Here is a 22,062-nt window from a genome sequence, read left to right as displayed (position 1 = left end):
CAGCGCCGGCTGGGCGCACTGGTGCTGGCCGATGCCGCCCTGCCGAAGCCGGCGCCCGAGGCGGTGGCGGCGGCGATGCTGGAGGGCGTGCGCCGACTGGGGCTGGACGCCCTGCCCTGGCGCGACGGGGCCGCGGCGCTGCGCCGGCGGGTCGGTTTCGCCCATGCTCTCGAGGGCGAGGCCTGGCCGGACTGGTCGGACGCGGCGCTGGCGAAAGGGCTGGAGGATTGGCTGGGGCCGCACCTGGCCGGGATGCGGCGGCGCGGCGACCTCGACCGGCTCGACCTCGCCCAGATCCTGGCGACGGCGCTGGGCTGGGAGCGGCAGCGGGCGCTCGACGCGCTGGCGCCGGCGACGATCCCGATCCCGACGGGACGGCGGGCGACGCTGGACTATGCCGACCCGGCCCAGCCGGTGCTGGCGGTCAAGCTGCAGGAGCTGTTCGGCCTGGCCGAGACGCCGCGGGTCGGCGGCGGGCGGGTGCCGATCGCGATCCACATGCTGTCGCCGGCCGGGCGGCCGCTGCAGGTGACCCGCGATCTCGCCGGCTTCTGGGCCGGCAGCTATGCCGAGGTGCGCAAGGAGATGCGGGGCCGCTACCCGCGCCACCCCTGGCCGGACGACCCGCTGGCCGCCCCGGCTACCGCCCGGGCCAAGCCGCGCGGCACCTGAAACGGCAAGGGGCGGGACCGTCGCCGGCCCCGCCCCTGTCTTGTTCCGCTAGATCCGTCCCATCAGGACCAGAATCAGCAGGATGACCACGATCACCCCGATTAGCCCGCTGGGGCCATAGCCCCAGCCGCTGCTGTACCCCCAGGACGGAAAGGCGCCGATCAGCATGAGAATCAGGATGATCAGCAGAATGGTACCGATGCCCATGGCGGCGCTCCTTGCCGTTGTTCGTGCTGATGTCCTCAACAGGGCATGGGAAATATCGGTTCCCGCCGGGCTCGGCTTCGCCGCGATCGCAGGCTGACAGGGGCCTCAGCCGTTCTTCGCCCGCATCGCCACCAGGCCGATGATCGCGGCCAGGGCCAGGCCGGCGGCGAAGCCGATCGCCATGCCCCACAGGCCGATCGTGCCGCTGCCGATCAGGTGGCCGATCACGGCGCCGGCGATGGCGAGCAGAAAGGGCAGGAAACAGCCGATCAGGACCATGATGTCTTCCGGTCGATGCGATGCCAGGCCCGACCCCGCGGGCCGGACGATGCTGGATCGCTTTCCGGATAGCTCCCATGCGACCATTCGTCGAGCCCGATCCCTTGCGCCGGAGGCCCGGCTCGGCCACAAGGACAAAACCTCCCGAGACGGCGACCACCATGGCCCTGCCTGACGCCGAAGATGCGCCCCCGCCCCCGTCGCCACAGCCGCGCGGGCGATGGTGGCGGCTGCATCTTTGGACCCGGCTGCGCAGCGCCGTTCGTGCCAACGACATCGCCCTGCCGCTGGTGGCGGTGGCGATCGGCATCGCCGTCGGGCTCGGCGTCGTCGCCCTGCGCTGGGGGCTGCAGGCTTTCCACGAGACGCTGTTCCGGCTGCCGGGCGGCCAGCGCCTGAGCGCCAGTTTCGACGTCTCGCCGGTCCTGACAGTGCTGGTGCCGGTGCTGGGCGGCTTGGCCTTCGGCGTGGTGATGTGGCTGATCGGCCGCTGGCGACCGCGGCCGCCGGTCGACCCGATCGAGGCCAATGCCCTCTACGGCGGCCGGATGTCGCTGCGCGACGGCTTCGTCGTCGCCGGCGCCACCCTGATGTCGAGCGGCGTCGGCGCCTCGGTCGGGATGGAAGCCGGCTACACCCAGCTCGGCGGCGGCTTCGCCTCGCGCATCGGCCAGATCTTCCGGCTGCGCCGCGCCGACCTGCGCACCCTGGTCGGCTGCGGCACCGCGGCGGCCATCGCCGCCGCCTTCGACGCGCCGCTGGCCGGCACCTTCTATGCCTTCGAGCTGATCATGGGCGCCTACACCTCGGCGACGCTGGCCCCGGTGGTGGCCGCGGCCCTGTCGGCGACCGTGGTCGAGCGGCTGCTGCTAAATGACGGGCCGTTCCTGGACGTGACCTGGACCACCGGCCTGCACGCCATGGACTATGCGATCTTCGTCGTCATGGGCCTGGCCGCGGCCGGCCTGGGCATCCTGATGATGCAGGGCGTGACCTGGACCGAGGCGGGCATGCGCCGCCTGGCGCTGCCGCAGATCCTGCGGCCCGCGGTCGGCGGGCTGTTCGTCGGGTTGCTGGCCCTGCGCTTCCCCGAGGTGCTGAGCTCCGGCCACGGCGCACTGCATGCCGACTTGACCATGGCGCCGCCGCTCGGCGCCCTGGCCGCGCTGCTGGTGGCCAAGACCGCGGCGGCGGCGATTTCGCTCGGCGCCGGCTTCCGCGGCGGCCTGTTCTTCACCTCGCTGCTGACCGGCGCCCTGTTCGGCGGCATCGTCGCCCAGCTCACGGCGCTGGCCATGCCGGGACACCCGGTCGAACACCTCGCCTATTCGCTGGTCGGCATGGCCTCGATGGCCGCCGCCGTAATCGGCGGGCCGCTGACCATGATCTTCCTGGCGCTGGAGCTGACCGACGATTTCTCGGTCTCGATCGGCGTGATGGTCGGGGTGGTGGTCGCCGCGGCGGTGGTGCGGCACCTGTTCGGCTATTCCTTCGCCACCTGGCGCTTCCATCTGCGCGGCGAGGCGATCCGCGGCGCCCAGGATGTCGGCTGGATCCGCGACCTGACCGTGGCCAAGCTGATGCGGCGCGATGCGCGCGTGGTGCCGGAGACGACGACCATCGCCGATTTCCGAAAGCAGTTCCCGGTCGGGTCGACCCAGCGCGTGTTCCTGACCGACCGCGACGGCCGTGCCGCCGGGCAGGCGCTGGTGTCCGACATCCACAACTCCGACCACGACACCGACACGGAGACGACCGAGATCGGCACGCTGCGCCATGCCGCAGCCTATATGCTGCTGCCCGGCCAGACCATCCGCACGGCGCTGGAGCTGTTCCATGCGGCCGAGGCGGAAAGCCTGCCTGTCGTCAGCGATGCGCAGGAGCGGCGGATCATCGGCTATCTCAGCGAGGCCTACGCCCTGCGCCGCTACAGCGAGGAGCTGGAGCGCCGGCGGGCCGAGGATGCCGGTGAACGCTGGTTCCGCTCGACCGAGTAAGAGACCATTTGGAAACGCGCCGGCGCGGCCGTCTGATGGCGGCTTCTGCGCTTCCGGTGCTCACGGACGACCATGTCCGCTGCGCGCCGGGTCTCGAAACCACCACCAGCCGACTCACGCCAACACGTTTCCAAACAGTCTCTAAGGCCCGGCATCACGGCAGCTCGCCGGCGGAATGCGGATCGATCGAATAGGGGAAGGTCTCGGCCAGGAAGCCCGGCTGCGCCCGGACCCGGTCGATCCAGCGGACGATGGCGGGATAATCGGCCAGCGCCAGCTCCGCCTCCTCCGCCCGGTGGACATAGGCGAAGACCGCGATGTCGGCGATGCTGTAGCTCGTCCCGGCCAGCCAGGGCCGGCCGGCGAGTTCGCGATCCAGGGTCGCCAGGGTCTTCAGCGATCCCGTGCGCTTGCCCTCGACCCAGGGCGGCCGGGCGGCGAGCACGCTTGCCGGTCATGACCCAGTGCCGCAGCGTCGCCACCGTCGACTGGACGTAGTCATTCTCGAAGGAAAGCCATTGCAGCACCTTGGCCTGGGTGAAGCGATCCTCCGGCCAATAGGGCGTGCCGTCGGCCAGGAAGAACAGGATGGCGTTGGATTCGGCGATGACCCGGCCGTCCTCCAGCCGGATCGCCGGCACCGCGCCGGTCGGGTTGACCGCGAGAAACTCCGGCCGCTGGCCCTCGCCTTCGAAGATGCTGACGATCTCGGTCCGGTAGGGCTGCCGCAGATGGCTCAGCAGCAGCCGGACCTTGTAGGCGTTCTGCGACGGCAGGTAGTCGTAGAGGGTGATCATGCGGCAATCCCGGTTTCGGCGTTGGTTCCGCATGATCGCGCCGGGCGGCATCGCGAACACTCCGGTTCTTGCGCCGGATTTGAGCGCAAGGGATGGAATGCCGACGGCGGCTGGTTCGGCTAGAGTCGCTTCCGTCACTCCATGATGAGGACCAGAGGCGGATGACGGCCGACCTGTTCGACAACCTGCCCGGGCCGGGGCCACGGGAGGAAACGCTGGCCGAGGGCGCGGTGCTGCTGCGCGGCTTTGCCGGCGATGTGGCCGCGACCCTGATGACGGAGGTCGACCGGGTCACTGCCATCGCGCCGTTCCGTCATCTGGTGACGCCCGGCGGCTACCTGATGTCGGTGGCGATGACCAATTGCGGCGCGGTCGGCTGGGTCAGCGACCGCACCGGCTATCGCTACGACCCCGAGGACCCGATCCACGAGCGGCCCTGGCCGCCGATGCCGGCCGCCTTTCTGGACCTGGCGGCACGCGCGGCGGCCCGGGCCGGCTTCGACGGCTTCGTGCCCGATGCCTGCCTGATCAACCGCTACGAGCCGGGCACCCGCCTGTCGCTGCACCAGGACCGCGACGAACGCGACACCGGCGCGCCGATCGTCTCGGTCTCGCTCGGCCTGCCCGCGACCTTCCTGTTCGGCGGCCTGCAGCGCAGCGACCCGACCCGCAAGCTCCGGGTCGAACATGGCGATGTCGCGGTCTGGGGCGGCCCGGCGCGGCTGGCCTTCCACGGAGTCGCGCCGCTGCCTGACGGCAGCCATGCGATTCTGGGCCGGCAGCGGATAAACCTGACCTTTCGCAAGGCCCAGTGATCCCGGTATGAAGACGGGGTCGGTTGCAGGGGAACGGACGGCGCGATGCTTCAGGGCAAGGTCATTCTGGTCACCGGATCGTCGTCCGGCATCGGCCTGGCGATCGCCCGGGCGGCGCAGGCCGAAGGCGCCATCGTGGTGCTGCACGGGATCGAGGCGGAGGCTCTGGCCGCCGCCGCGGCAGAACTGGGCGATGCCACCACGGTGCTGGCCGACCTGACCGCACCGGATGCGGCGGCGACGGTGATCGAGGCGGTGCGGCGGGCCCATGGCCGGATCGACGGGCTGGTGAACAACGCGGCAGCCCTGACCCGCACCACGCTGGAACAGGCCGACGACGCCGCCTTCGACGCCATCTTCGCCGTCAACACCCGCGCGCCCCTGCTGCTGTGCCGCGCGGCGGTGGCCGCCTTCCGCGACCGGGGCAGCGGCGGCGCCATCGTCAACATCGGCTCGGTCAACGCGCTGTGCGGCCAGGACAACCTGCTGGTCTACTCGATGTCCAAGGCCGCGCTGATGACCATGACGCGCAACCTGGGCGACGCGCTGTCGGCCGAGCGCATCCGGGTCAACCAGCTGAATGTCGGCTGGACCCTGACCGAGACCGAGCGCGCGATACAGCGCCGCGAGGGCCGGCCCGACGACTGGCCGGAGCACATCCCGCCTGCCTTCGCCCCGATCGGCCGCATCCTGCAGCCGGACGAGGTGGCGCAGCATGCGGTGTTCTGGCTGTCCGACCGGTCCGCGCCGGTGACCGGACAGGTGTACGAGGTCGAGCAGTATCCGCTGGTCGGCCGCAACAAGATCAACACGCGATGAGGGACGGCAGACGATGAAGGAGACCTGGCGCTGGTTCGGCCCGAACGACCCGGTGACGCTGGACCATGTCAAGCAGGCGGGGGCGAGCGGCATCGTCACCGCGCTGCATCACCGCCAGGATGGCAGCGTCTGGCCGGCCGAGGAGATCGCCGAGCGCCGCGCGGTGATCGAGCGCGAGGGCCTGGCCTGGTCGGTGGTGGAGAGCATCCCGCTGCCCGACGCGGTCAAGACCGGCGGCGCGGGTGCAGCGGAGGCGATCGCGACCTTCGCCCAGTCGCTGCGCAACGTCGCCGCCGCCGGGGTGCGGACCGTCTGCTACAACTTCATGCCCGTGGTCGACTGGACCCGCACCAACCTGCTGTGGCGACTGCCCACCACCGGCTATGCCCTGCGCTTCGACGCGGTCGACATGGCCGCCTATGACGCCTTCATCCTTAAGCGCCGCGGCGCCGAGGCCGACCACCGGCCCGACGTGCTGGCCCGCGCCCGCGATCGTGTCGCCGCGATGAGCGAGAGCGAGCAGGCCGAGCTGGAGAAGACCATTATCGCCGGCCTGCCCGGCGTCGCCGGCGCGGTCAACGACCGGGCCGGGTTCGAGCGCCGCCTGGCCGCCTATGCCGGCATCACCGCCGACGATTTCCGCGCCAACTTCAAGGCCTTCCTGGCCGCCGTGGTGCCGGTGGCGGAAGAAGCCGGCGCCCGGCTGGCCGTCCACCCGGACGATCCGCCGTTCCCGCTGTTCGGTCTGCCACGCATCGTCTCCACCGCCGCCGACGCCCGCACCGTGCTGGCCATGGTCGATCGGCCGGCGAATGGGCTGACGCTGTGCGTCGGGTCCTACGGCTCGCGCCCCGACAACGACTTGGCGGCGATGGCGCGGGAATTCTCGGCCCGCATCCACTTCGCCCATCTGCGCAACGTCACCACCGAAGCCGACGGCTCTTTCTTCGAGGACCAGCATCTCGAAGGCGGCGCCGACATGGTGGCGGTGATCGACGCGCTGCTGGCCGAGGAGCGGTCGCGCAAGGCCGCCGGCCAGGTTGATTGGGAGATCCCGATGCGGCCCGACCATGGCCATCTGCTGGCCGACGATGTCGGCAAGAAGACCAACCCCGGCTATTCCCTGGTCGGCCGGCTGAAGGGCCTGGCCGAGCTGCGCGGCGTCGCCCGGGCGATCACCCAATTGCGCGGCGCGGCATGACCGACACCGTCGATACCGTCGTCATCGGCGCCGGGGTGGTTGGCCTCGCCGTCGCCCGGGCGCTGGCCTTGGCCGGGCAGGAGGTCATCATCCTGGAAGCGGCGGATGCCTTCGGCACCGAGACCTCGGCCCGCAACAGCGAGGTGATCCACGCCGGCATCTACTACCCCCAGGGCAGCCTGAAGGCCCGGCACTGCGTCGCCGGCCGGCGGGCGCTGTACCGCTTCTGCGACGACCATGGCGTCACCGCCCGGCGCTGCGGCAAGCTGATCGTCGCGACCGACGAGGCCGAGGCGGCGACCCTGACCAGGATCGCCGCGGGGGCGCAGGCCAACGGCCTGACCGGCGCGGATGACGCGCTGCAGCCGCTGACCGCCGACGAGGCGCATGCGCTGGAACCGGAGATCGCCTGCACCGCGGCGCTGTTCTCGCCCTCGACCGGCATCGTCGACAGCCATGGCTTCATGCTGGCGCTGCTGGGCGATGCCGAGGCGCGGGGCGCGATGATCGCCACTCACAGCCGGCTGGAATCGGCCGCAGTCACATCAGATGGGCTGCACCTGCAGATCGCGACCGAGGATGGCGGCATGGAGCTGCTGGCTCGGCGAGTGGTGAACTCGGCCGGCCTGTCGGCCCCCGCCGTCGCCCGCCGCATCGCCGGATTGGCCGAGGCATCGGTGCCGCAGCCCTATCTGGCCAAGGGCAATTATTTCGGCCTGTCGACCCGCCCGCCCTTCCGCCACCTGATCTACCCCGTGCCGGTGCCCGGCGGGCTGGGCACCCATGCCACCATCGATCTGGGCGGCCGGGCGCGCTTCGGCCCGGATGTCGAATGGGTCGCGGAGCTCGACTATCGCGTCGACCCGGCGCGGGCGGAGAGCTTCTACGCCGCCATCCGCCGCTACTGGCCGGCACTGCCGGACGGGGCGCTGCAGCCGGACTATTCCGGCATCCGCCCGAAGATCACCCCGCCCGGCGCCGCCGCGGCGGATTTCGTGATCCAGGGGCCGGAGGCGCACGGCGTGGCCGGGCTGGTCAACCTGTTCGGCATCGAGAGCCCGGGCCTGACCTCCAGCCTGTCGATCGCTGACGAGGTGGTGGAGCGGCTGGGACTGGCCGGCGCGTAGGTTGAGTTCGCGAGAAGCGAATCCAACTTATCACCATATCTAACTCGGATCTTTCAGTTTTCCTCACCATTGTCATGCCCGGACTTGATCCGGGCTTCCAGAGACTGTCGACATTCTCTGGATTGCCGGGTCAAGCCCGGCAATGACAATGAAGGAGATTGCGGAGGTGCGACCATGGCGGGCCCAATGTCGCCGCAATCCGCGCGCGGAATCGCGCTGATGATGCTCATCGGGGGACTTCATGACACCTGCCGCCGCGATCCTTGCCGCCGGCGTCGCCCTTCTGGCTGCCGGGTCCGTCCAGGCGGCGGCGCCGGTCGAGACCCCGGCCGCGCCCCTGGCCTGCGGCGGCTCCGAGCCGTTCTGGAGCCTGACGCTCGACGCGAAGGGCAATGCCCGGTTCTCGGATGGTGACGGACGGGAGATCGCCTCCCGCTACACGCTGCAGGCGAGCCGCAACACGACGCTGATGGCGGGGGCCGCCTTCGCGGATGGCTCGATCCGCGCCGTCATCACCAACAACAGCTGCGTCGAGAGCATGTCGGACGCGGACGACGACGATCCCTACGAGATCGCGATCTTCTACGACGGAAAGCTGCTCTCCGGCTGCTGCAATCCCGGCTGAATTCGTGCCGCGCGCTGGAAGGCCCCGGGCGTCACGCCATAGGCGCCCTTGAAGCGCCGGGTCAGATGCGCCTGGTCGGTGAAGCCGGTGGCGGCCGCCACCTGGGCCGCCGGCTCGCCCGCCGCCAGCATCCGCTTGGCCTGTTCCAACCGGATCCAGCGGAGATAGGTGGCCGGCGCGGCGCCATAGCGCCGGGCGAAGGAGCGGGAGAGGTGGAACCGGCTCAAGCCCGCCACGGCGGCGAGGTCTTCCGCCGTGATGTCGTCGCCGAGATGGGCGTGCAGATGGTCGCGCGCCCGGGCCAGGGCGGCATCTCCAGGGTGACTGGTGCGCGGCGCCGGCGCCCCGGCCTGGCGCCGGGCCAGCCCGACCACCATCGCCGCAAGCGTCTCCGACCGTGCCAGCGTCGCCCCCGGCTCGGCGAAGGCCCGCGCGGCATCGGCGATCAGCACGGCCAGGGCCGGATCCTCCGACAGCGTCGCCGGCAGCGCCATGTCCCAGGGCAGGCGAATGCCGGCATCGTCCAGCACCGACGCCACCGTCTGCGGCTCGACATAGAGCATGCGGTACAGGAACCCCTCGGCGCCGGTGGCGTGGCCGTCGTGGAGTTCGGTCGGGTTGAAGGTGATGATCGACCCCGGCCGGGTGCGGTGCGTGGCGCCGCGGCAGTGGAAGCTCTGCGACCCCGCCTCGGTCAGGCCGATGGCATAGGTCTCATGGGCATGGCGCTCATAACTGTGCGCAGTGAAATGCGCGCGCAGGCGCTCGACACCGAAGCGCCGGTCCATCCCGACCGTGATCCACTCGCCCGTATCCATGGCCGCATATTAGGCCGCGCCGGGGGCCGCCGCCACAGCACGATCGTACAAGCCGGATGCGCCTGCCGGCCCCTAGCATCGCCGCGATCCAAGGAGGATGCATGGTTTTCGACACCAAGATCGCGGTGGCGCTGCGCGAGGACCTGCCGATCTGGCAGAAGTTGAACGTGACCGCCTTCACCGTCAGCGGACTGGCCGCGGTGAAGCCGGAGCTGATCGGCGCGCCGTACCAGGACGGATCGGGCAACTTATATTTGCCGATGTTCCGCCAGCCGGTGCTGGTCTTCGCCGGCACGGCGGAGGCGCTGAAGGCGGCGCATGCCCGCGCCGTGGCCCGCAACCTGCGCCTGGCCATCTACACCGAGGCGCTGTTCGCGACCGGCCATGACGAGGCCAACCGCGCCGCGGTCAGGGCGGTGCCGGCCGAGGCGCTGGACCTGGTCGGCTTCGCCCTGCACGAGGACCGCAAGGATGTCGACAAGGTGCTGAAGGGGCTGAAGCTGCACCCCTGATCCGGGCGCAACCGGCGAAGGGGCGGCGGTTGACAGCCCCCGGCTGGCCGGGCACCGTTCCGGGGCTGCGCAGGGCTCACGCCATGACCGACACGACCGGACCCGTTCTCAGTTCGACCTCGGCCCAGCTGTTCGTCGCCGACATCACGGCGTCCTGCGACTTCTTCGTCGCCCGGCTGGGCTTCGCGATCGACTTCACCTATGGCGAGCCGCCGTTCTACGGTCAGGTCCGGCGCGACCAGGCACAGCTGGCCCTGCGGCTGGTCTGCGAGCCCGTGTTCGTCGGCGACATCCGGCAGCGCGAGCACCTGCTCTCCGCCTCCATCACCGTCGACACCGCGGACGAGATTGAGCAGCTCTTTCTCGATTTCCCAGGCCGCCGATGTGCCGTTCCATCAGCCGCTGCGGACGGAGCCATGGGGCGCCCGGACCTTCATCGTGCTGGATCCGGATGGCAACCTGATCCTGTTCGCCGGCCCAGCCGATTAATCCTCCCCGCCGGCATCGGGCGGCGTGCCGAGGCCGCTGACGCGGGCGTCGAGCTTGTGCAGCAGCGCCCGCAGCATCTCGCGCTCGCCGGGTGCGAAGGCGGCCATCAACTCGGCCTCGATCTCCTGCGCCAGCGGCACGATGGCGTCGTAGATCCGGCGCCCGGCGGGGGTGAAGGTCAGCTGGATCAGCCGCTGGTCCTGCGGGTTGGTGCTGCGGGCCAGGTGCCTCGCCTCGATCAGCCGGCTGACCGCGCGGCTGACCTTGGCTTTGTCCATCGCCGTGCGCTCGCAGATCTGGTTCGAGGATAGCGGCGCGTAGCGGCCGACCATCGCCATCACCCGCCATTCCGGGATGCTGAGGCCGAAGGCATCGGCATAGCGCCGGGCGAAGGTGCGGCTGACCCGGTTGCTGACCACCGACAGCTCATAGGGCAGGAACGCCTCGAGATCGAACTTCACCGTCCTGCCCTCGTCCCGATCCCGCTTCGTCGCCCGCATCGTCCCGGCCTCCCCGCCGTCTCTTGACATTCGTTTCATATGAAACGAAATTTGGTCATCTTTAACACCGGCCGTCCGAAATTGGACCGGCCAAACGGAGAACCCGACCCACGACCATCGCACCAGCGCGATACGCGGGAAAGGGCCGGCCTCCGCAAAATTGTCCGACATTACGCAGCCGACAGGCCAAAGCAAGCCCGCACCCGACGGGCAGCAGCCAGGAGCAGGGGAGGAAGAGATGCAGACCACCATCGCGGAACGGGCCCGGCTGCTGTTTGCGGCCGCCATCGGCACCATCATCGAATGGTACGATTTCTTCATCTTCGCCTTCTGTGCCGCGCTGGTGTTCGACAAGGCGTTCTTCCCGACCCAGGACCCGCTGGTCGGGGTGCTGCTGGGCCTGAGCACCTTCGCCATCGGCTTTATCGCCCGGCCGCTGGGCGGGCTGATCTTCGGCGCGCTGGGCGACCGGATCGGGCGCAAGAACGCCCTGGTGGTCAGCCTGCTGATGATGGGTGCCGCCACCTTCGCCATGGGGCTGCTGCCGACCTATGCCTCGGTCGGCGGGCTGGCGCCGGCCATGCTGGTCACCTTGCGCATCCTGCAGGGCATCGCGGTCGGCGGCGAGGCCACCGGCGCGCTGCTGATCGTCGCCGAATCCATGCCCGGCAAGCGCCGCGGCTTCTGGACCAGCTTCCCCATGGTCGGCGGCCCGGCTGCCAATGTGCTGGCGGCGGCGACGATCTCGCTGATCACCGCCCGGTTCGGCGAGGCCGGCTTCATCGATTGGGCCTGGCGCCTGCCCTTCTTGTTCTCGGTCGTCCTGGTCGCGCTCGGCCTGTGGATGCGGCGGCGGATCGAGGAATCGCCGGCCTTCGCCAAGCTGGCGGCCGAGCGCCGTGCGGTGCCGCCGGCACCGCTGGCCGAGACGTTCCACGACTTCCTGCGGCCGATGGGCCAGGTGTTCCTGGTGAAAGCGGCGGAGAACACGCTGTTTTATCTGTTCACCACCTTCTTCCTGGTGCTGACGGTCAAGTTCCTCGGTCTCGCCCGCGATGTTGGGGTCGACGCGCTGTTCTGGGGCTCGATCCTGGAGGTCGCGGTGATCATGGTCGCGGCCTATGCCTCGGACCGGCTCGGCCGGCGGCCGGTGATGGTGCTAGGCCTCGTCGGCGGCATCGGCGCCAGCGTCCTCTTGTTCAGCCTGCCGCCGGGCGTGGCACCGGAGACGGTGCTGCACGTCACCCTGCTGACGCTGACCTGCCACGGCATCATCGTCGGCAGCATGTCGGCCTTCTTCACCGAGCTGTTCCCGACCCGGGTGCGCTACACCGCGATGTCGGTCAGCTACCAGATCGCGTCGGTGGTCGGCGGCTCGGTGGCGCCGCTGATCGGCACGCTGCTGCTGGGCTGGACCGGCACGCCGCAGGCGGTGGCGGTCTATGCCGGGCTGATGGCGGTGCCGGGCATCATCTGCGTGCTGCTGTCGCGCGAGACCCGCGGCACCGACCTGATGGCGGCGGAGCCAGCCGCCGAGCCGGCCCCGGCCGGCCTGCCGCAGCAGTCGCGGTGACCCGCCGTTAGGCGGTCGCCAGTTCCCGCTCCAGCGCCGCCGTGACCAGGTCGTCGGCCGGGGTGCGCAGGAAGTGGGCGCAGGTCAGCGTCAGGCTGACAATGCCGTGCAGGGTCGCCCACAGCACCTCGGCCCGGCATTCCGGCGCCGCCGCGCCGAGATCGGCGAAAACCTGCACCAGCAGCCCGAAGGCATGGGTGCCGGGGCCGTTCCCGTCGTCGATCGGCCTTTCCTGGTACAGCGCTTCAAAGAGCTTCGGATCTTCCATCAGGATCAGCCGGTACATCTCTGGCTGCTCCAGGCCGAAACGGACATAGGCCTGCGCCAGCGCCGCCAGCCGCTGCCGCGGATCGGCGATACCGGCCGCCGGCTGCAGCGCCGCCAGCAACGCCTGATAGCCCTCCAGGCACAATTCGCGCGCGATCGCGTCGCGGCCGTCGAAATGCAGGTAGATCGTGCCGGGCGCGTATTCGACCGCGGCGGCCAGCTTGCGCATGGTCAGCCCCTGGAATCCCTCCCGCAGCGCGATCGCCCGCGCCGCGTCGAGAATGCGCTCGCGCAGTGCCGCCTTGTCCCGTGCTCGTCGTTCCATCGTGCCCATGCCGCGATGGTTGCCGATTGACAGTGCCCCGTCAACGCGATTATGAACATCGTTCAGTGAACATTGTTCATTAATAGATCGTCGTTCATGGAGATCGGCAAATGGGTGGGATCGCGTTGTTCGGCGCCGCCGGCGCCATCGGCCGCAGCATCGCCGCGGCACTGCGGGCGGAGAATCGCCCCTATCGCGTGGTCGGCCGGTCGCGGGCGGCGCTGGAGCGGGATTTCGGTGCCGATCCGCTGGCCGAGATCGTGACCTGGACGCCGGACGATCCGGCGTCGGTCCGCGCCGCCGCCCACGGCATGGACACGATCATCCACCTGGTCGGGGTCGAGTATCACCAGTTCAGCCAGCATCCCGTGGTGATGCGCCAGGTGCTGGACGGCGCGATCGCCGAGGGCGTGGCCCGGCTGCTGCTGATCGGCACGGTCTATGCCTATGGCCGGCCGCAGACCATGCCGGTGCGTGAGGACCATCCGCGCCGGCCGCACACCTTCAAGGGCCGGATGCGCAAGGCGCAGGAAGACCTGGTGCTGGAGGCGGACGCCGCCGGCCGGATCCGCGGCGCGGTGCTGCGCCTGCCCGATTTCTACGGCCCGGGGGTGGAGCGCAGCATGCTGCAGAGCGTGATCGTGGCGGCGGCAAAGGGCGGCAGGGCCCAGATGATCGGCCCGATCGACCGGCCGCATGAATTCATCTACGTGCCCGATGCCGGGCCGGTGGTCACGGCCCTCGTGGCGCGGGACGAGGCCTGGGGCCGGGTCTGGCACCTGGCCGGGCCGGGGACCATCACGGCGCGCGAGGCGGCCGACCTCGCCTTCGCCGCCGGCGGCCGCAAGCCGAAGCGGATGGTGATCGGCAAGCTGGGCCTGCGCCTGGCCGGTCTGTTCAGTCCGCTGCTGCGCGAGCTGGTCGAGATGCACTATCTGTGGACCGACCCGGTGGTAATGGACGACACCGCGCTGCAGGCCCTACTGGGCCCGATCGCCAAGACATCCTATGCCGAGGGCCTTCGCCGCAGCGTCGTCGCCGCGGCGCAGGCCTGACCCGGGATCAGAGCGCCGCAACCGTCACGGTTTCGCCCGGCTGCACCTGGCGCATGCGCACGCCCCGGATCGGCTCCAGCGCCGCGGCGAAGGCCTCGGGCGTGCCGGTCAGGAACGGGAAGGTGGCGAAGTGCATCGGGATCACCACCGGCGCGCCGACCAGTTCGGCCGCCACCGCCGCCTCGCGCGGGCCCATGGTGTAGCGGTCGCCGATCGGCAGGATCGCCACCTGCGGCCGGTACAGCCGCCCGATCAGCGCCATGTCGGAGAACAGGGCCGTGTCGCCGGCATGGTAGATCGAGACCCCGCCGAGATGGACGACGAAGCCGGTCGATTCATGCGGCCGCATCATCTTTCCCGTGGCATCGCGCATCCAGGCGCTGTGCACCGCATCGGTCATGGTGATGCCGACACCGCGCAATTCCAGGTTGCCGCCCTTGCCCATGTCCTCGAGCTTGAGGTCCGGGCCTTCGGCCTCGAGATGTTCCAGCACCGGCCCCGGCGCCACCAGGGTGGCCCCAGTGCGGCGCAGCAGGCCGACGATGTCGGAGTCGAGATGGTCGGTGTGGCCGTGGGTGACGAGCACCAGGTCGGCCCGGTCCGGCACCTTCAGCGCCAGCGGGCACATCGGGTTGTCGGCCAGCCACGGGTCGATCAGCACGACCGGCCCGCCCCGCTGCTCCAGCCGAAAACTGGAATGGCCGAGAAAGGTGATCTCGATCTGGTCGGCGGTCATGGGGGTCTCGTTCTCTTGCTGTGAGCCGCTCCCTCCTTCTGTCATTGCCGGGCTTGACCCGGCAATCCAGGATATGTCGACAGCCTCTGGATGCCCGGATCAAGTCCGGGCATGACAAGGAAGGAAGCGGTGGGCCGCGAGGGCCGCACCGACTCTCTACAGCGCCCGGGCCTGCTCCCGCAGCACGAATTTCTGGACCTTGCCGGTCGAGGTCTTGGGCAGGTCGCCGAACACCACGGTCTTCGGGCATTTGAAATGCGCCAGGTGCTGGCGGCTGAAGGTGATGATCTCCTCCGGCGTCGCGCTCGCGCCCGGCCGCAGCGTGACGAAGGCGCAAGGGGTTTCGCCCCATTTCTCGTCCGGCCGCGCCACCACCGCCGCCTCCAGCACCGCGGGATGGCGGTACAGCACGGTTTCGACCTCGATGGTCGAGATGTTCTCGCCGCCGGAAATGATGATGTCCTTCGACCGGTCCTTCAGCTCGACATAGCTGTCCGCGTGCATCACGCCGAGATCGCCGGTGTGGAACCAGCCGCCGGCGAAGGCCTTGGCGGTGGCGGCCGGGTTCTTCAGATAGCCCTTCATGGTGATGTTGCCGCGCATGAAGACCTCGCCCATGGTCTCGCCATCGGCCGGCACCGGTTCCAGCGTGTCGGGATCGGCCACCATCAGCCCTTCCTGCACCACATAGGGCAGGCCCTGGCGCGACTTCAGCCGCGCCTGCTCCGCCGCCGGCAGCCCGTCCCACTCCGCCTTCCAGTCGCAGACCACGGCGGGGCCGTAGACCTCGGTCAGGCCATAGACATGGGTGACCTTGACGCCCAGCCGGGCCATGCCCTCCAGCACCGAAGCCGGCGGCGGCGAGGCCGCGGTCATCATCTGGATCGATTGCGGGAAATCCCGCCGGTCTTCGGCCGGTGCGTTCAGCAGCATGCCCATGACGATCGGCGCGCCGCAGAGATGGGTGACGCCGTGATCGGCGATGGCGGCATAGATGTCGCGGCCGCTGATGCGCCGCAGGCAGACATGGGTGCCGGCCAGGGCCGTGATGGTCCAGGGGAAGCACCAGCCGTTGCAGTGGAACATCGGCAGGGTCCAGAGATAGGTCGGGTGATGCGGCATCGCCCAGGTCACGACATTGCCGATCGCGTTGAGATAGGCGCCACGGTGATGGGTGACGACGCCCTTGGGATCGCCCGTCGTGCCCGAGGTGTAGTTCAGCGCGACCGCATCCCATTCATCGTCAGGCCGCACGCCGTCCCAGGCCGGATCGCCTTCGGCCAGCAGGTCCTCATAGGTCAGGCTGCCGACCGATTCGCCGTCGCAGGCCGGGTCGATGATGTCGACCACCAGGGGCGGGGCTGCCAGATCGGCCAGGGCCGCCCGCACCACCGGCCCGTATTCCCGGTCGGCCAGCAGGATCTTCGTCCCGGAATGCTGCAGCTGGAAGGCGATCGCCGCGGCGTCGAGCCGGATGTTGAGGGCGCAGAGCACGCCGCCGGCCAGCGGCACGCCGAAGGTTGCCTCGAACGCCTCCGGGATATTCGGCGCCATCACCGCGACCGTGTCGTTCTTACCGATGCCGCGGCGTGAGAGGGCGGAGGCAAGGCGGCGGCAGCGTTCGGCCGTCTCGCGCCAATTCCGCGTGACCGCGCCATAGACCACCGCCGGGCGGTCCGGATGCGCCAGCGCGGCGCGGCCGAGGAAGGACAGCGGCGTGAGCGCCACATGGTTCGCCGCATTGCGGTCGAGATCGGTGTCGTAGACATGCGGCATCGCCGGCCCCCCTGTTCGCGGCGACAGTCTGACTGTTCGCACGGCGACAGTCTGACATCGCCCGCTGTTGGGGCCCAGTGTCCGGTGGAATCCCTCGATCAGGGCTGGCCGGGCGCGTCCGACGCTGGCCGGATCGCGACATCAGTCGACGGGCGGTGCTGGTGATGGCCCGATCCTTCGATCTGGATCAGGTGCCGCGGGCCGGTCGTCGTCACCGGCGGATGGTCCGCGGTGGTGGCCAGGCACAGCACTGTCTGTTCCTTGGTCACCGGATCGAAGTAGAGCCAGGGCGTGCAGGCCTGCTCCGCCGCATGTGCCATGCCGCCGAGGGTGGTGGTGAAGACGGCTAGGCCGGTGATCATCAAGGTCTTGCGGATTCGGATCATCTCCCCTCCTGACGCCTCCGAGAACGTCTTCATCCCCGATGGGGTTCCCGGTTCCGCGGTGATGCGGATCACGCCCCTCGCCCCGACGGCCGAGTGGCGCTAGGGTTTCGAGAAAAAGTGGCGTCAATGCGGTTCATGTTCCGGTGTGGGGCGGAACCGCCCGGGAGGAAGAGCCATGGGAGCCTATGACGAGGCCTATCGCCGTGCCCTGGATGACCCCGAAGGCTTCTGGGGCGACGCTGCCGCGGCGATCGACTGGGACCGGCGCTGGGACCGGGTGCTGGACGACAGCCGCGCGCCGTTCACCCGCTGGTTCGCCGGCGGGCGGCTGAACACCTGCCACAACGCGCTGGACCGCCACGTCGCCGCCGGCCATGGCGACCGCATCGCCCTGATCTATGACAGCCCGGTCACCGGCACGGTGCTGCGCTTCACCTATGCCGAGCTGACCGACCGCGTCGCCCGCTTCGCCGGGGTGATGCGCGATCTCGGCGTCGGCACCGGCGACCGGGTGGTGGTCTACATGCCGATGGTGCCGGAGGCGGCGATCGCCATGCTGGCCTGCGCCCGGCTGGGCGCCGTGCATTCCGTGGTGTTCGGCGGTTTCGCCGCGCCCGAGCTGGCGTCGCGGATCGATGACTGCACGCCGAAGCTGGTCGTTTCCGCTTCCTGCGGCATCGAGATCGCCCGCGTGATTGCCTACAAGCCGCTGCTCGACGCCGCCCTCGACCTGGCAAAGCACAAGGTCCCGGCCACGGTGATCCTGCAGCGGCCGCAATGCGCCGCGGCGATGGTGCCGGGCCGCGACCATGACTGGGCGGCGGCCGAGGCGGCGGCCGAACCGGCAGGCTGCGTGATGGTCGAGGCGACCGACCCGCTCTACATCCTCTACACCTCCGGCACCACTGGCCAGCCCAAAGGCATCGTCCGCGACAATGGCGGCCATGCCGTGGCCCTGGCCTGGACCATGGGGGCGGTCTACGGCGTGCAGCCGGGGGAAGTCTACTGGGCCGCCTCCGACATCGGCTGGGCGGTCGGCCATTCCTATATCGTCTACGCGCCGCTGCTGACCGGCTGCACCACGGTGCTGTACGAGGGCAAGCCGGTCGGCACGCCGGATGCCGGCGCCTTCTGGCGGGTGATCGCCGATCATGGCGTCAGCGTGCTGTTCACCGCCCCCACCGCCTTCCGCGCGATCAAGCGCGACGACCCGGAGGGCAAGCTGCTGCCGGGGTACGACCTAAGCCGATTCCGCACCCTGTTCCTGGCCGGCGAGCGCTGCGATCCGGACACGCTGGCCTGGGCCGAACGACTGCTGCAGGTGCCGGTGATCGATCATTGGTGGCAGACCGAGACTGGCTGGGCGATCTGCGCCGACCCGATGGGGCTGCAGCCGATGCCGGTGAAGCCGGGGTCGCCGACCAAGCCGATGCCGGGCTGGGACGTGCGCGTGCTGGGGCCGGACGGGACAGAGATGGCGGCGGGCGAGATCGGCGTGCTGGCCTGCCGACTGCCGATGCCGCCGGGATCGGCGCCGACGCTGTGGCAGGCCGAAGCCCGCTTCCGCACCGCCTATCTCGAGGCCTTTCCCGGTTTCTACACCACCGGCGATGCCGGCTTTATCGATTCTGATGGCTATGTCTTCGTCATGAGCAGGGTGGACGATGTCATCAATGTCGCCGGCCATCGCCTGTCGACCGGGCAGATCGAGGAGGTGCTGGCCGGCCATCCCGATATCGCCGAATGCGCCGTGATCGGCGCGGCGGACGACCTCAAGGGCCAGGTGCCGCTCGGCTTCCTCGTGCTGAAGGCGGGGGTGAATCGGCCGCACGACGTGATCGCGGCCGAGGCGGTGCAGCGGGTGCGTGACCAGATCGGCCCGATCGCCGTGTTCAAGACGGCGATGATCGTCGAACGCCTGCCGAAGACCCGGTCGGGCAAGATTCTGCGCGGCACCATGGCCCGAATCGCCGATTCGCTGCCCTACACCACGCGAGCCACGATCGACGATCCCGTGATTCTCGATGAAATTCGCGTGACTTTGCAGCGATCGGGCTATAATCGGCGGTAACGTTCCCGCTGCAATCCCATGTGAGCCGGGAATGACAACCCCTCAGAAATATTACATTTTTACGATCATTTGCCGCGCTTCCGATGGAGCGCCCCGAGCCCCCTGCTCGTGAACACGTGAAAATCATTCAAAACACAGGGTTTTTCTGACCCAAACGGGGGCTTGACGCCGCGGCGATGCCGAACCTATCGTCGCGCAATGCTCGAGTTGAGCAGGCGAGGCTTCAAAAAAACGAGGGCCGCAAAAAGCGGCCCTCTTTTTATTGTCCGGTTGCCGGAAGGGGGCCGCGAGCGACGGCCCGCCTCCCTCGATCAGCCGGATTTCGTCAGGATCTGCCTCAGGCGGCGAGCTGTTTCGGCGCCGGGCCGACAGCGATCTTCACCGTGCGCGGCTTCTGCGCCTCCGGCACTTCACGCACCAGATCGATGTTCAGCAGGCCGTTCACCAGCGACGCGCCGCCGACCTTGATGTAGTCGGCCAGCTGGAAGCGGCGCTCGAAGGCGCGCCCGGCGATGCCGCGATGCAGGAAGGTCCGACCCTTCTCCTGCTCCTCGGAGGTCGTCGCCTTGGCGCGGACGGCCAGCGTGCCCTCGGAGGTCACGATCTCGATCTCGTCTTCGCCGAAGCCGGCCACCGCCATGGTGATGCGGTAGGCGTCGTCGCCGGTCTTCTCGATGTTGTAGGGCGGGTAGGTCGGGGCCGCGGTGTCGTACTGCAGGGCAGAATCGAGCAGGCGGGAAACGCGGTCGACGCCGATGGTCGAACGGAACAGCGGCGAAAGGTCAAGGGTACGCATGGATATCCTCCGTTGAGCGATACCGAAACGGCGCACCGGAATGGTCGCGCCGAGGGTTGCGATCGTGGCGACCCCGTCTGGGCGCCGCCACGATCATCGATCTGGGGAGGATGAATTGCGGGTTCAAGAGGGCGCCGCTTTGGCGCCCCCCGGCACCCTGCTTACTGCGCGGTCCAGCCGCCATCGACCGAGATGGCCGTGCCGGTGATCTGGTCGGCGGCGTCGGAGCACAGGAAGGCGACGGTGCCGCCCAGCTGTTCCGGCGTGACGAAGGTCATCGACGGCTGCTTCTCGCCCAGCAGTTCCTTCGCCGCATCCGCGACGCTGATGTTCTTCTGCGCGGCGATGGCGTCGATCTGCTTTTCCACCAGCGGCGTGCGCACCCAGCCCGGGCAGACCGCATTGCAGGTGATGCCGTTGCCGGCATTCTCCAGCCCGACCACCTTGGTCAGCCCGACCAGGCCATGCTTGGCCGCGACATAGGCCGCCTTGTGGGTCGACGCCACCAGGCCATGCGCCGAGGCGATGTTGATGATCCGGCCCCAGCCCTGCTGCTTCATGACCGGGATCGCCGCGGCGATGCCGTGGAACGCGGCCGACAGGTTGATCGCCAGGATCGCGTCCCATTTCGCGGCCGGGAATTCCTCCACCGGCGCGGTGAACTGGATGCCGGCGTTGTTGACCAGGATGTCGACCCGGCCGAGCTTCTCGACCGTCGCCGCGATCAGGCCGCGCACCGCATCGCCCTGCGACATGTCGGCGCCGTCATAGACCACGCGCACGCCATGATCGCGCTCGATCCCGCTGCGGATCGCCTCGATCTCGGCGGCATCGCCGAAGCCGTTCAGCACCAGGTCGGCGCCCTGGCCCGACAGCACCTTGGCGATGCCGAGTCCGATGCCGCTGGTCGATCCGGTGACGATCGCAACCTTGCCCTTCAACATGGGGTCCGTTCCTTGGATTACAGGTTTGGTGGGGGGGCGTCGGGGCGGTTCAGCGCTTGAACAGCGCGTCCGCCACCGATTTGTGGCTTTGCTTGCCGGCAATCACGCCGCGGGCGCGGGCGATCTCGGCCTCCAGATCGGCAATGTACGCTTCAAGATCGGCGACCGACAGGGCATCGAGCGGCTTCGGCGGCGCCTTGCGGTTGCGGGGTTCGAGATCCTCGGGGTCCATCGCCCATCTCCTTCGACAGCGGCCCATGCCTTCAACACCGGATGAACAATCCTCGCGGGCGACGCGGGGATCGGCAAGCCCGGAGCGTGATTGTGCCCCCATCTTCGCGTACAAGAGTCGACGGGCGACCTTAGGCCGCGCCGCACGACGATCGGGTGACGACCGGATGACATTTCGGTCATGATCCGCCCCCATCCCGCAGACGGAAGTGTGAGCAATGACCAGCCCCTTGCCCGACACCATGACCGCGATCGCGATCGAGACGCCCGGCGCCCCCGAGGTGCTGAAGCCGGTGACGATGCCGCTGCCCGTGCCGGCCAAGGGCGAGATCCTGATCAAGGTCGCCGCCGCGGGCGTCAACCGGCCGGACGTGCTGCAGCGCCGCGGCAACTACAACCCGCCGCCGGGCGCCAGCCCGCTGCCGGGGCTGGAGGTGGCGGGCAACGTCGCGGCGATCGGCCCTGACGTGACCGGCTGGTCGGTCGGCGATCCCGTCTGCGCCCTGCTCGCCGGCGGCGGCTATGCCGAATATTGCGTCGCCCCGGCACCGCAATGCCTGCCGATCCCGAAGGGGCTGTCCGCGACCGAGGCGGCGGGCCTGCCGGAGACCTTTTTCACCGTCTGGACCAATGTGTTCGACCGCGGCCGGCTGCAGACCGGCGAGAGCTTCCTGGTGCATGGCGGGTCGAGCGGCATCGGCACCACCGCGATCCAGCTGGCCAAGGCCTGGGGCGCCGTCGTCTTCGCCACCGCCGGCAGTGCCGCGAAGTGCCGCGCCTGTACCGAGCTGGGCGCCGATGTCGCCATCGACTACCACACCCAGGATTACGTGGCGGTGGTGAAGGAGAAGACCGGCGGCCGCGGCGTCGACGTCATCCTCGACATGGTCGGCGGCGACTACATCCCGCGCAACATCGATGCGCTGGCGGTCGAGGGCCGTCAGGTCAGCATCGCCTTCCAGAAGGGCATGAAGGTCGAGATCGACCTGCAGAAGGTGATGGCCAAGCGGCTGACCCTGACCGGATCGACGCTGCGGCCGCGCA

Annotated in this window: 27 protein-coding genes and 1 pseudogene; 13 read left to right on the top strand and 15 right to left on the bottom strand. The window is 69.5% G+C overall.

The annotated features are described in order from the left end of the window. Positions 1-672 (top strand): ATP-dependent helicase C-terminal domain-containing protein (locus tag AC3XYG_RS28120; protein WP_489143182.1); only part of this gene is annotated, 672 nt, incomplete at its 5' end. 48 nt (positions 673-720) lie between these two features. Here AC3XYG_RS28120 and AC3XYG_RS28115 read toward each other — a convergent pair. Both AC3XYG_RS28115 and AC3XYG_RS28110 read right to left on the bottom strand, forming a co-directional pair. Then, positions 721-879: a DUF3309 family protein gene (locus tag AC3XYG_RS28115; protein WP_489143181.1), complete on the bottom strand. Its 159-nt coding sequence runs from the start codon at positions 877-879 to the stop codon at positions 721-723. Between the two features lie 105 nt (positions 880-984). Continuing rightward, the gene (locus AC3XYG_RS28110; RefSeq protein ID WP_489143180.1) at positions 985-1,158 is read right to left on the bottom strand and encodes a hypothetical protein; all 174 of its coding nucleotides are present in this window, start codon (positions 1,156-1,158) and stop codon (positions 985-987) included. 161 nt (positions 1,159-1,319) lie between these two features. Between AC3XYG_RS28110 and AC3XYG_RS28105 the strand changes: the two genes are divergently transcribed. Beyond that, complete coding sequence (locus tag AC3XYG_RS28105; protein WP_489143179.1) at positions 1,320-3,155, top strand: chloride channel protein; 1,836 nt, start codon at positions 1,320-1,322, stop codon at positions 3,153-3,155. Between the two features lie 154 nt (positions 3,156-3,309). Here AC3XYG_RS28105 and AC3XYG_RS28100 read toward each other — a convergent pair whose 3' ends face one another. Continuing rightward, the gene (locus tag AC3XYG_RS28100) at positions 3,310-3,600 is read right to left on the bottom strand and encodes a glutathione S-transferase C-terminal domain-containing protein (protein ID WP_489143178.1); all 291 of its coding nucleotides are present in this window, start codon (positions 3,598-3,600) and stop codon (positions 3,310-3,312) included. Between the two features lie 187 nt (positions 3,601-3,787). Beyond that, positions 3,788-3,952 (bottom strand): annotated as a pseudogene (locus AC3XYG_RS28095) (glutathione S-transferase N-terminal domain-containing protein); the annotation flags it as partial. A 161-nt stretch (positions 3,953-4,113) separates the two neighbouring features. Here AC3XYG_RS28095 and alkB point away from each other — a divergent pair. From alkB to AC3XYG_RS28075, 4 genes are read left to right on the top strand one after another with little or no spacing between them, the layout of a single operon-like run. Continuing rightward, entirely contained in the window at positions 4,114-4,767 is a 654-nt protein-coding gene (gene alkB, locus AC3XYG_RS28090; RefSeq protein WP_489143177.1) for a DNA oxidative demethylase AlkB, read from the top strand. Positions 4,768-4,812: 45 nt separating this feature from the next. Then, positions 4,813-5,586, top strand: a complete 774-nt coding sequence (locus tag AC3XYG_RS28085) for an oxidoreductase (protein WP_489143176.1) — start codon at positions 4,813-4,815, stop codon at positions 5,584-5,586. Between the two features lie 13 nt (positions 5,587-5,599). Beyond that, positions 5,600-6,787, top strand: a complete 1,188-nt coding sequence (uxuA, locus tag AC3XYG_RS28080) for a mannonate dehydratase (RefSeq protein ID WP_489143175.1) — start codon at positions 5,600-5,602, stop codon at positions 6,785-6,787. Further along, positions 6,784-7,914 (top strand): NAD(P)/FAD-dependent oxidoreductase, encoded by a 1,131-nt coding sequence (locus AC3XYG_RS28075; protein WP_489143174.1) that lies wholly within the window; start codon positions 6,784-6,786, stop codon positions 7,912-7,914. The genes uxuA and AC3XYG_RS28075 overlap by 4 nt, the downstream gene beginning before the upstream one ends. Before the next feature lie 53 nt (positions 7,915-7,967). Here the strand turns inward: AC3XYG_RS28075 and AC3XYG_RS28070 are convergent, their stop codons facing one another. Next, entirely contained in the window at positions 7,968-8,144 is a 177-nt protein-coding gene (locus AC3XYG_RS28070; protein ID WP_489143173.1) for a hypothetical protein, read from the bottom strand. Positions 8,145-8,155: 11 nt separating this feature from the next. On the opposite strand from AC3XYG_RS28070, the gene AC3XYG_RS28065 reads away from it, so the two are divergent. Next, a complete protein-coding gene (locus AC3XYG_RS28065; protein ID WP_489143172.1) occupies positions 8,156-8,539 on the top strand; it encodes a hypothetical protein in 384 nt (127 codons plus the stop codon). Here the strand turns inward: AC3XYG_RS28065 and AC3XYG_RS28060 are convergent. Then, positions 8,497-9,357 (bottom strand): AraC family transcriptional regulator, encoded by an 861-nt coding sequence (locus AC3XYG_RS28060; protein WP_489143171.1) that lies wholly within the window; start codon positions 9,355-9,357, stop codon positions 8,497-8,499. The two genes, AC3XYG_RS28065 and AC3XYG_RS28060, sit on opposite strands and share 43 nt — an antisense overlap. Positions 9,358-9,458: 101 nt before the next feature. Here AC3XYG_RS28060 and AC3XYG_RS28055 point away from each other — a divergent pair, with 101 nt between their 5' ends. Then, positions 9,459-9,869: a DUF2000 family protein gene (locus AC3XYG_RS28055; RefSeq protein WP_489143170.1), complete on the top strand. Its 411-nt coding sequence runs from the start codon at positions 9,459-9,461 to the stop codon at positions 9,867-9,869. Positions 9,870-9,945: 76 nt separating this feature from the next. On the opposite strand, the gene AC3XYG_RS28050 is transcribed toward AC3XYG_RS28055, so the two are convergent. Beyond that, entirely contained in the window at positions 9,946-10,068 is a 123-nt protein-coding gene (locus AC3XYG_RS28050) for a hypothetical protein (RefSeq protein ID WP_489143169.1), read from the bottom strand. 149 nt (positions 10,069-10,217) lie between these two features. On the opposite strand from AC3XYG_RS28050, the gene AC3XYG_RS28045 reads away from it, so the two are divergent. Further along, a complete protein-coding gene (locus AC3XYG_RS28045; protein WP_489143168.1) occupies positions 10,218-10,358 on the top strand; it encodes a VOC family protein in 141 nt (46 codons plus the stop codon). Here the strand turns inward: AC3XYG_RS28045 and AC3XYG_RS28040 are convergent. Continuing rightward, positions 10,355-10,858 (bottom strand): MarR family winged helix-turn-helix transcriptional regulator, encoded by a 504-nt coding sequence (locus AC3XYG_RS28040; RefSeq protein WP_489143167.1) that lies wholly within the window; start codon positions 10,856-10,858, stop codon positions 10,355-10,357. The genes AC3XYG_RS28045 and AC3XYG_RS28040 overlap by 4 nt on opposite strands. Positions 10,859-11,096: 238 nt before the next feature. Between AC3XYG_RS28040 and AC3XYG_RS28035 the strand changes: the two genes are divergently transcribed. Then, positions 11,097-12,431, top strand: a complete 1,335-nt coding sequence (locus AC3XYG_RS28035) for an MFS transporter (RefSeq protein ID WP_489143166.1) — start codon at positions 11,097-11,099, stop codon at positions 12,429-12,431. 7 nt (positions 12,432-12,438) lie between these two features. Here the strand turns inward: AC3XYG_RS28035 and AC3XYG_RS28030 are convergent, their stop codons facing one another. Beyond that, positions 12,439-13,023: a TetR/AcrR family transcriptional regulator gene (locus tag AC3XYG_RS28030; protein ID WP_489143165.1), complete on the bottom strand. Its 585-nt coding sequence runs from the start codon at positions 13,021-13,023 to the stop codon at positions 12,439-12,441. 110 nt (positions 13,024-13,133) lie between these two features. Here AC3XYG_RS28030 and AC3XYG_RS28025 point away from each other — a divergent pair, with 110 nt between their 5' ends. After that, positions 13,134-14,078 (top strand): NAD-dependent epimerase/dehydratase family protein, encoded by a 945-nt coding sequence (locus AC3XYG_RS28025; protein WP_489143164.1) that lies wholly within the window; start codon positions 13,134-13,136, stop codon positions 14,076-14,078. A gap of 7 nt (positions 14,079-14,085) precedes the next feature. Here AC3XYG_RS28025 and AC3XYG_RS28020 read toward each other — a convergent pair whose 3' ends face one another. The 3 genes from AC3XYG_RS28020 to AC3XYG_RS28010 all read right to left on the bottom strand — a co-directional run bounded on the left by AC3XYG_RS28020 (position 14,086) and on the right by AC3XYG_RS28010 (position 16,976). Further along, entirely contained in the window at positions 14,086-14,814 is a 729-nt protein-coding gene (locus AC3XYG_RS28020; RefSeq protein ID WP_489143163.1) for a metal-dependent hydrolase, read from the bottom strand. Positions 14,815-14,970: 156 nt separating this feature from the next. Then, entirely contained in the window at positions 14,971-16,590 is a 1,620-nt protein-coding gene (locus tag AC3XYG_RS28015) for an acyl-CoA synthetase (RefSeq protein WP_489143162.1), read from the bottom strand. 98 nt (positions 16,591-16,688) lie between these two features. Further along, a complete protein-coding gene (locus AC3XYG_RS28010) occupies positions 16,689-16,976 on the bottom strand; it encodes a hypothetical protein (RefSeq protein WP_489143161.1) in 288 nt (95 codons plus the stop codon). 175 nt (positions 16,977-17,151) lie between these two features. Here AC3XYG_RS28010 and AC3XYG_RS28005 point away from each other — a divergent pair, with 175 nt between their 5' ends. Next, positions 17,152-19,047: a propionyl-CoA synthetase gene (locus AC3XYG_RS28005; RefSeq protein ID WP_489143160.1), complete on the top strand. Its 1,896-nt coding sequence runs from the start codon at positions 17,152-17,154 to the stop codon at positions 19,045-19,047. 337 nt (positions 19,048-19,384) lie between these two features. Here the strand turns inward: AC3XYG_RS28005 and AC3XYG_RS28000 are convergent, their stop codons facing one another. The 3 genes from AC3XYG_RS28000 to AC3XYG_RS27990 form a co-directional block, all read right to left on the bottom strand. Further along, positions 19,385-19,843 carry an Hsp20 family protein gene (locus AC3XYG_RS28000; protein ID WP_489143159.1) on the bottom strand — a complete coding sequence of 153 codons (459 nt, stop codon included), beginning with the start codon at positions 19,841-19,843 and terminating at the stop codon, positions 19,385-19,387. Positions 19,844-20,004: 161 nt separating this feature from the next. Further along, positions 20,005-20,787, bottom strand: coding sequence for a 3-hydroxybutyrate dehydrogenase (locus AC3XYG_RS27995; protein WP_489143158.1), 783 nt, complete (start codon positions 20,785-20,787; stop codon positions 20,005-20,007). Between the two features lie 49 nt (positions 20,788-20,836). Continuing rightward, the gene (locus tag AC3XYG_RS27990; protein ID WP_489143157.1) at positions 20,837-21,262 is read right to left on the bottom strand and encodes a DUF1192 domain-containing protein; all 426 of its coding nucleotides are present in this window, start codon (positions 21,260-21,262) and stop codon (positions 20,837-20,839) included. On the opposite strand from AC3XYG_RS27990, the gene AC3XYG_RS27985 reads away from it, so the two are divergent. Beyond that, positions 21,237-22,062 (top strand): NAD(P)H-quinone oxidoreductase (locus AC3XYG_RS27985; RefSeq protein WP_489143156.1); only part of this gene is annotated, 826 nt, incomplete at its 3' end. The genes AC3XYG_RS27990 and AC3XYG_RS27985 overlap by 26 nt on opposite strands.

Source organism: Inquilinus sp. (assembly GCF_057815775.1).
Note: the sequence above shows the minus strand (reverse complement) of the source record. Positions and strands in the feature narration are given on the sequence as shown.

What these genes read in the sequence shown, in the direction of transcription:
- AC3XYG_RS28115 (WP_489143181.1), bottom strand. Translation starts at nt 879, where the DNA reads ATGGGCATCGGTACCATTCTGCTGATCATCCTGATTCTCATGCTGATC.
- AC3XYG_RS28110 (WP_489143180.1), bottom strand. Translation starts at nt 1,158, where the DNA reads ATGGTCCTGATCGGCTGTTTCCTGCCCTTTCTGCTCGCCATCGCCGGC.
- AC3XYG_RS28105 (WP_489143179.1), top strand. Translation starts at nt 1,320, where the DNA reads ATGGCCCTGCCTGACGCCGAAGATGCGCCCCCGCCCCCGTCGCCACAG.
- alkB (WP_489143177.1), top strand. Translation starts at nt 4,114, where the DNA reads ATGACGGCCGACCTGTTCGACAACCTGCCCGGGCCGGGGCCACGGGAG.
- AC3XYG_RS28085 (WP_489143176.1), top strand. Translation starts at nt 4,813, where the DNA reads ATGCTTCAGGGCAAGGTCATTCTGGTCACCGGATCGTCGTCCGGCATC.
- uxuA (WP_489143175.1), top strand. Translation starts at nt 5,600, where the DNA reads ATGAAGGAGACCTGGCGCTGGTTCGGCCCGAACGACCCGGTGACGCTG.
- AC3XYG_RS28075 (WP_489143174.1), top strand. Translation starts at nt 6,784, where the DNA reads ATGACCGACACCGTCGATACCGTCGTCATCGGCGCCGGGGTGGTTGGC.
- AC3XYG_RS28070 (WP_489143173.1), bottom strand. Translation starts at nt 8,144, where the DNA reads ATGAGCATCATCAGCGCGATTCCGCGCGCGGATTGCGGCGACATTGGG.
- AC3XYG_RS28065 (WP_489143172.1), top strand. Translation starts at nt 8,156, where the DNA reads ATGACACCTGCCGCCGCGATCCTTGCCGCCGGCGTCGCCCTTCTGGCT.
- AC3XYG_RS28060 (WP_489143171.1), bottom strand. Translation starts at nt 9,357, where the DNA reads ATGGATACGGGCGAGTGGATCACGGTCGGGATGGACCGGCGCTTCGGT.
- AC3XYG_RS28055 (WP_489143170.1), top strand. Translation starts at nt 9,459, where the DNA reads ATGGTTTTCGACACCAAGATCGCGGTGGCGCTGCGCGAGGACCTGCCG.
- AC3XYG_RS28040 (WP_489143167.1), bottom strand. Translation starts at nt 10,858, where the DNA reads ATGCGGGCGACGAAGCGGGATCGGGACGAGGGCAGGACGGTGAAGTTC.
- AC3XYG_RS28035 (WP_489143166.1), top strand. Translation starts at nt 11,097, where the DNA reads ATGCAGACCACCATCGCGGAACGGGCCCGGCTGCTGTTTGCGGCCGCC.
- AC3XYG_RS28030 (WP_489143165.1), bottom strand. Translation starts at nt 13,023, where the DNA reads ATGGAACGACGAGCACGGGACAAGGCGGCACTGCGCGAGCGCATTCTC.
- AC3XYG_RS28025 (WP_489143164.1), top strand. Translation starts at nt 13,134, where the DNA reads ATGGGTGGGATCGCGTTGTTCGGCGCCGCCGGCGCCATCGGCCGCAGC.
- AC3XYG_RS28020 (WP_489143163.1), bottom strand. Translation starts at nt 14,814, where the DNA reads ATGACCGCCGACCAGATCGAGATCACCTTTCTCGGCCATTCCAGTTTT.
- AC3XYG_RS28015 (WP_489143162.1), bottom strand. Translation starts at nt 16,590, where the DNA reads ATGCCGCATGTCTACGACACCGATCTCGACCGCAATGCGGCGAACCAT.
- AC3XYG_RS28010 (WP_489143161.1), bottom strand. Translation starts at nt 16,976, where the DNA reads ATGATCCGAATCCGCAAGACCTTGATGATCACCGGCCTAGCCGTCTTC.
- AC3XYG_RS28005 (WP_489143160.1), top strand. Translation starts at nt 17,152, where the DNA reads ATGGGAGCCTATGACGAGGCCTATCGCCGTGCCCTGGATGACCCCGAA.
- AC3XYG_RS28000 (WP_489143159.1), bottom strand. Translation starts at nt 19,843, where the DNA reads ATGCGTACCCTTGACCTTTCGCCGCTGTTCCGTTCGACCATCGGCGTC.
- AC3XYG_RS27995 (WP_489143158.1), bottom strand. Translation starts at nt 20,787, where the DNA reads ATGTTGAAGGGCAAGGTTGCGATCGTCACCGGATCGACCAGCGGCATC.
- AC3XYG_RS27990 (WP_489143157.1), bottom strand. Translation starts at nt 21,262, where the DNA reads ATGGTGTCGGGCAAGGGGCTGGTCATTGCTCACACTTCCGTCTGCGGG.